This window comes from Prochlorococcus sp. MIT 1223 (assembly GCF_034092465.1).
In the GTDB taxonomy this organism is placed as follows: domain Bacteria; phylum Cyanobacteriota; class Cyanobacteriia; order PCC-6307; family Cyanobiaceae; genus AG-402-N21.
The window spans coordinates 1,789,666-1,795,922 of the sequence record NZ_CP139303.1 but is presented as its reverse complement, the minus strand read 5'-3'; the positions used below and the strand labels follow the sequence as shown (position 1 = coordinate 1,795,922).

General features: G+C 36.0%; 9 protein-coding genes. 5 read left to right on the top strand and 4 right to left on the bottom strand.

The features are described 5' to 3' along the window. The first annotated feature begins 85 nt into the window (after nt 1-85). Together SOI85_RS09715 and SOI85_RS09710 are read left to right on the top strand one after the other, a co-directional pair. Entirely contained in the window at nt 86-691 is a 606-nt protein-coding gene (locus tag SOI85_RS09715; RefSeq protein ID WP_320664184.1) for a TIGR04282 family arsenosugar biosynthesis glycosyltransferase, read from the top strand. Further along, nucleotides 676-1,380 (top strand): TIGR04283 family arsenosugar biosynthesis glycosyltransferase, encoded by a 705-nt coding sequence (locus tag SOI85_RS09710; protein WP_320664183.1) that lies wholly within the window; start codon nt 676-678, stop codon nt 1,378-1,380. Before SOI85_RS09715 ends, SOI85_RS09710 begins: the two co-directional genes overlap by 16 nt. Nucleotides 1,381-1,406: 26 nt before the next feature. On the opposite strand, the gene SOI85_RS09705 is transcribed toward SOI85_RS09710, so the two are convergent. From SOI85_RS09705 to hisG, 3 genes are all read right to left on the bottom strand, one after another. After that, complete coding sequence (locus tag SOI85_RS09705) at nt 1,407-1,913, bottom strand: GNAT family N-acetyltransferase (protein ID WP_320664182.1); 507 nt, start codon at nt 1,911-1,913, stop codon at nt 1,407-1,409. Nucleotides 1,914-1,975: 62 nt separating this feature from the next. Next, nucleotides 1,976-3,769: an ABC transporter ATP-binding protein gene (locus tag SOI85_RS09700; protein ID WP_320664181.1), complete on the bottom strand. Its 1,794-nt coding sequence runs from the start codon at nt 3,767-3,769 to the stop codon at nt 1,976-1,978. Further along, nucleotides 3,769-4,422, bottom strand: a complete 654-nt coding sequence (gene hisG / locus SOI85_RS09695; protein WP_320664180.1) for an ATP phosphoribosyltransferase — start codon at nt 4,420-4,422, stop codon at nt 3,769-3,771. The genes SOI85_RS09700 and hisG overlap by 1 nt, the downstream gene beginning before the upstream one ends. Before the next feature lie 50 nt (nt 4,423-4,472). Between hisG and gloB the strand changes: the two genes are divergently transcribed. From gloB to SOI85_RS09680, 3 genes are all read left to right on the top strand, one after another. Then, nucleotides 4,473-5,231, top strand: coding sequence for a hydroxyacylglutathione hydrolase (gene gloB / locus SOI85_RS09690; RefSeq protein WP_320664179.1), 759 nt, complete (start codon nt 4,473-4,475; stop codon nt 5,229-5,231). Nucleotides 5,232-5,262: 31 nt separating this feature from the next. Continuing rightward, nucleotides 5,263-5,658, top strand: a complete 396-nt coding sequence (locus tag SOI85_RS09685; protein WP_320664178.1) for a Rid family detoxifying hydrolase — start codon at nt 5,263-5,265, stop codon at nt 5,656-5,658. A gap of 90 nt (nt 5,659-5,748) precedes the next feature. Then, nucleotides 5,749-5,973: a DUF3136 domain-containing protein gene (locus SOI85_RS09680; protein ID WP_320665176.1), complete on the top strand. Its 225-nt coding sequence runs from the start codon at nt 5,749-5,751 to the stop codon at nt 5,971-5,973. A gap of 7 nt (nt 5,974-5,980) precedes the next feature. Here the strand turns inward: SOI85_RS09680 and SOI85_RS09675 are convergent, their stop codons facing one another. Next, nucleotides 5,981-6,229, bottom strand: coding sequence for a 4a-hydroxytetrahydrobiopterin dehydratase (locus tag SOI85_RS09675; RefSeq protein ID WP_320664177.1), 249 nt, complete (start codon nt 6,227-6,229; stop codon nt 5,981-5,983). Nucleotides 6,230-6,257 lie beyond the last annotated feature (28 nt).

The window sequence follows — 6,257 nt, the reverse complement described above, 5'->3', positions numbered from 1 at the left end:
ATTAGAAAATCAACTAATAGTAAATATTCAGAAATACTTTCAAGCACGTAAAAGCTTTATGAAGAGTATTCCCACAATAATCATCATGGCCCGATGGCACTCTCCCAACAGATGTAAAACAAGGCTTGCAAAAGATATTGGTGTAATGAGAGCAGCTTATATCCAACAAAAACTTACCAATCACACCCTTCATGTTGCAAAATCATTGGAAACAAAAGGATTAGCAAAAATTCATTTAGCCATTGCAGGGCTAGGGCCAAACGCATGTAAGAGAGAGAGAAGAGGGCTAAGAATCGACAGAGTTGTAACCCAAGGGCAAGGGAATCTCGGATTACGAATGAAAAAAGAAATCTTAAAAGCACAAACAAACAAAATTTCCCCAATAATCATTATTGGTACAGATCTACCAACACTAAGCGAAGAAGATTTGTTAAAAGCCTCTCTCTCATTAGAAACTCATGGAATGGTTATAGGGCCCTCAATGGATGGAGGATATTGGCTCTTGGGCCTTTCCTCGAAACTCACACGGCCAATAGCAAACTGGCCCTTTACTGGTATACCTTGGGGCAGAAATAATGTTTTATCTGAAACTATAAAGAAAGCAAATGAGAATCATATTAAGATTCACTTATTAAGGCAACAAAATGATTTAGATCAATTGGAAGATTTAAAACCATGGATAAGAAATTAACCACAATTAATCTAAGCATTATCTGCCCTACATTAAATGAAGCAGGCAACCTCCCTCTACTTATAGCTGATTTAAATCTTTGGCCTGATGATATTGAATTAAATATAGTAGATGGTGGGAGCAAAGATTTAACAGTATTTATTTCAAACCTAAGCGGGGCAAATCTTCTAACAACAGCAGAACCAAATAGGGGAAAGCAACTTAGCCATGGAGCAAATTCAGCAAAAGGAGAGTGGCTACTTTTTCTACATGCTGATTGCAGACTGCATAAAAACTGGTCAAAGGCAATAATGCAAATTATTAATCAATCACAGAATAAACAATATGGTTGGTTTTTTGATTTCAGATTAAAAAAAACAAATATATTCTTTACTATTTTACAACTTGCGGTTTATATAAGAAGTTATATTTTCCAAAGGCCTTATGGAGACCAAGGTTTACTAATAAGCAAACAGCTTTATAATGAAATAGGAGGTTATAATGATCTATATATAATGGAAGATCTTGATTTTGTAATAAGGCTGGGTCAAAAGACAAAATTAAAAAGAATTGGCATACCTCTATTTACAGACCACCGAAAATGGCAGCACACTAATATTTTGAATCAAGCTTTAAAAAATGCCAGTTTTAAAGCCAGGTGGCAAAAGGGAGAAGACACTAAATTATTAGCGAGTGAATACTATAAGTAATGATTGATTAATCTTATTTTGTCTCGCTAATTTGCATACCAGAAAGCACATTTATTTCCTTTTGGCTCAAGATCCCAGCCTTGACTTTTGTAAAAATTGATAACTCCAGGGTCTGCAAATAATGTTATTCTCTTGATCCCCATTTCTTTAATTGAATTAATAACATATAACATCAATGTTGATCCAAAACCTGATCCTTGATAAACAGGGTTAATTGCTACATCCCAGACAGTAGCCTCTAATATTCCGTCCCCAGTGCAACGAGCAAATCCAATTAACCTTGGAAACTTAGGATCATGCTTCCAAAGCCCCACTTTCAACAAACTATTATCTAAAGCCTTTTTCACCCTTCTTAAAGGCCTGTTACTCCAGCCCACGGATTGAAGCAACTGCTCTAGTTCAATTAAGTCAAATGTTCTAGCTTGACTAAACACAAAACTTTCCCCCTCATAAGGAGAAGGGCATTCAATTGATCTCTTTCCATAAATATCCTCAATGAGCCCTCTACTCAATACAGAAGAACTTTTATTCATTTGGAATATTGATTTTCTGAATGGGCCTTGATTCATCATCCTCTGCTTATAAATAATTTTGATTAAAGTTTTGCCAAACCTTTCTCTTGGAGGTCTGCCAATTGAGAATAAAGCCCTTTTTGAGCTCTAAGTTCAAGATGTGTACCTTCTTCTATTATTTCCCCTTTTCTTAAAACTAGTATCCTGTCTGACCGCTCTACCGTCGCAAGACGATGAGCAATTACTAGAGCTGTTCTTTTTGCTAGCAATCGATCCAAATCCCTTTGTAAAGTTGCTTCTGTAGAAGGATCCATAAAAGCAGTAGCTTCATCCATAACTAATACACTTGGGTTACGAATAGCCACTCTTGCAACAGATAACAATTGTCTCTCTCCGGATGAAAGATTGGCCCCTCTTTCTCTTAATGATGTATCCAAGCCATTAGGAAGCTTATTAAGAAAATTAATTAACCCCAGATCCTTACAAATTTGTTCAAGTCGATCATTACTTATTGAAGAATCTAATCTAAGATTATCTCCAACATTCCCACTAAATAAAAAAGTATCTTGGAGAACTACCCCTAATTTCATACGCAATCTTTCCAGAGGTATATCTTTAATATCTACTCCATCAAGAAATATTGCTCCACTCTGTGGTTCATATAATCTACAAAGCAATCTAATAATTGTCGTTTTACCTGATCCCGTAGGACCAACCAAGGCAACCATTTCACTAGGAGAAATTTTGAAACTTAGATCCCTAATAATTTGCTCACCTTTCTTATAGGCAAACGAAACCCTATCAAATATAACTTCTCCAGAGTTATCTATATTTAATAAAGTAGATTTAACATTTAATTTTTCAGTAGGTTGGTCAAATATTTCAATCTTTTTTTCTAATAATTCAGAAATTCTTTCTACCGCAGTCAATCCTCCTTGTATCTGAGTAAATCGTTCCGCAAGCTGGCGTAATGGCTCAAAAAGCCTTTGAGAATAAAGAATAAATGTTGTAAGAGTTCCTAATCCTATTGCACCTGACGTAAGAAACATTCCTCCAAGAGCAATGACAATTGCCACAGCCGCTAAAGATATCCATTCAATAAATGCTGAAATACTGCTATCATAAAATATCGTCCCATTTACAGCATTTCGATAATCTATTCCAGTTTTATAAAAACTTTTCGCATTTATTTCTTCTCTCCTAAACATTTGAACTACTTCTATTCCTTGCAAGTTCTCCTGGAAGTTTGCATTTAATTGAGAGAGTTCTTCTCTGACTCTATAGTTAGATTTCCTATATCTACTTTGAAGCCAAAGAATAAAGTAAGTAACAGGAATCTGAGTAACTAAAAGTAAGATACCTAATCTCCACTCTATCAAAATCATAGTTATTGAAATAACCAATAAACTAACAACATCAGCAAGCACTCCAACTGCTCCACTTCCAAAGACTTCAGCTAAAGCGTCAACATCACTAGTAAGTCTTGTCAATAATTTTCCTACTGGCATCTTGTCGCGAAACCTTAACGATAAAGACATTGAATGTGAAAACAAATCGTCCCGAATTCGAGCTGTTAGTCGCTGTCCAACTGCTTGTATTGAATAACTTTGCAGACCTTGAAATAGTAAGCGAATAAGAACTGAGAAAAATAATATTGCAACCAAGATATTTATAGATGAGCTTAATGAACCACTCTCAAAGCCAAAGATATTTTCTTCCCCTTTTAATACACTAATTGCTTGTCCTACTAACAAAGGCTGAATAGCTCCAGATATAGCTACAGGTATAAGAATTAGAACAATTAATAATAATCGCTTTTTCTCCTTCGTTAAGTAACGGCCAAGATTTCTAATTCTTTTTAAATCCTTGGAAAACATCAGTTAGCAGAATTATGAGAAATGTTTTGTAATTGAATTGCTTCAATAATTTCTTGCAAGTAGCCATTATCAAGCCTTAGTGACAATGGATTACCAATCAATCTTGCAGTTGAGTGAAATAATTGTTCTATTTCTATTAATCCATTTTCCTTCAGAGTGCGTCCAGTTGCTACCAAATCTACAATTGCTTCTGCCATGCCAGTTAATGGACCAAGTTCTACTGAACCAGTCAAATGAACCAATTCGACTGGTAAATCAATTTTTTCAAAATATGTTTTTGCGCAATTAGTAAATTTACTGGCTACTCGGCAATGGGGTGGCAAGTTAGAAGCTCTTTTATATCCACTATTCTCTCTTACTGCAACAGACATCCGACAGTGGCCAAATTCAAGATCTAATAGATTTGCTACTGGCATATCTTGTTCACTTAGCACGTCGTATCCAACTATCCCCAATTGGGCTTGCCCATATGCAACATAAACAGCAACATCTGCATTTCTAACTAGCAAAGCTTTGGCTTTACCACATACTGAAGGAACCATTAACTGGCGATTACCAGGCTCTAGCAATGAAGAAAAATCCAATCCAGCTTTTGCAAACCTGGAAATTGAATCTTGAAGCAAAGCTCCCTTAGCCAATGCAACAGTAATCATGAATTTACTATCCCAATTTAATTTTAACTATTCCTCACCCCTTAAATGAAATGCTCACCGAAGATAGAGGCAATTTAATAATCCATCCTATTCCTGCACTGACCGATAATATAATTTGGATTTGGATTTGGGACGGAAATGCAGTCGTTGTAGATCCATCAGTAGCTGGTCCAGTAATAACTTGGCTGCAAAAAAGAGAGTTGAATCTTGAAGCGATTTTACTAACTCATCATCATGATGATCACATTGGAGGAACAAAAGGGTTATTAACTAAATGGCCCAAGACAAAAGTAATAGCATCAAAAGAAGATTTACCAAGAATTCCTTTACAGACTATCTCGGTTAGCCATGAAGACGAATTAGAGATCATGGGTTTAACCGTAGAAATTTTAGAAATCCCAGGCCATACCAGAACACATATAGCTTTCTATATAAAAAGTCAGTGCATGAACAAACCTGTCTTGTTTTGTGGTGATACTTTATTTGCAGGAGGCTGTGGTCGTCTTTTCGAAGGCTCACCTGAAAATATGTATAACTCTCTTACTCTAATAAATTCATTCCCCTCTGAAACACAAATATTTTGTGGACATGAGTACACTGAAGGAAATCTTCGATGGGCTAACAGTCTTGTACCAAAAGATATCTCGATAAAGAATAGACTTCAAAAAATCAAAGATATTAGAGATAAAGGAAAAGTAACCTTGCCGACAAGTCTTTCGGAAGAGCGCAAAACAAATTTATTCATTCGTGCTAAAAATATTGAAGAATTATCTTATCTAAGAGAACATAAAGATAAATGGTTAGGTTGAATTAACACTTATCAGAGCCTCAAAAAAGTTAATGAGTAATGCAATGCAAGCTATCACAACAAACTTGGCGCCATCTCCAGTAGGCCCATACAATCAGGCTGTCCTTGTCAATGAATGGCTTTATTGTTCTGGACAAATCGCCTTAGATTCATCCAATGGAGAAATGATAGGTGAAGGAAATATTGAACAAGAGACTCGTCAGGTTCTAAAAAATCTTCTTGCTGTACTTTCTGAAGCAGGGGCAAATAGCCGCAACGTGGTTAAAACAACAATTTATTTAGTTGATTTAAATGACTTTAATCAAGTAAATAAAATTTACTCTGAATTTTTCTCAGATGGGGTTAGCCCAGCCAGAGCTTGCGTTGAAGTATCTGGATTGCCCAAAAAAGCAAAGGTAGAAATTGACTGCGTAGCATTCCTTGGGTGAAATTCAAAAAATACAAACCACTTCAAATAAACTCCGCTTTGCAAAGTGGACACATTATTGTCTAAATTAAGACTTGCAATGCGATCGAGTATGACCGTAGCCAAGCTAACGATTGGAGAGCTAGAGGCTGGTTACCCGCTCTACTGCAAAGCTTTGAGGAGATTACTTCAACAGGGTCGTACCGCTCAAGAGATTGAAAGGACTGTCTGTTGGGGGCACCTGGAAACACTTAACAGATGCCTGCCAGGACGATATAAGTCACCTTCCTATCTTATGGCGCTTATAAAGAGAGACCTTTCTCAACCAAAAGAATAAATACTAACTAGAGAAGACGATCAATCTCCTCAGCAAATTGATGTTCAGAAGAAGTAATCTTAGCTTCAGTTGAATCATCCTCAGGTCGCAATGTGATATTTACATATGTCTTTCCAAAACTTATGTCAGGGTATCTTTTTACTTTTTCGCAATAATCTCCTAAGCGGTCAAGAAAATCTCTAGTAATTGTATACGACTCAAATTCAAACCTTTTTTCAAGACAAACTGGTCTTTTTTTTAGATTCCATTTATCCATAAAAAATTTTGAGACTTATCTGAACCTA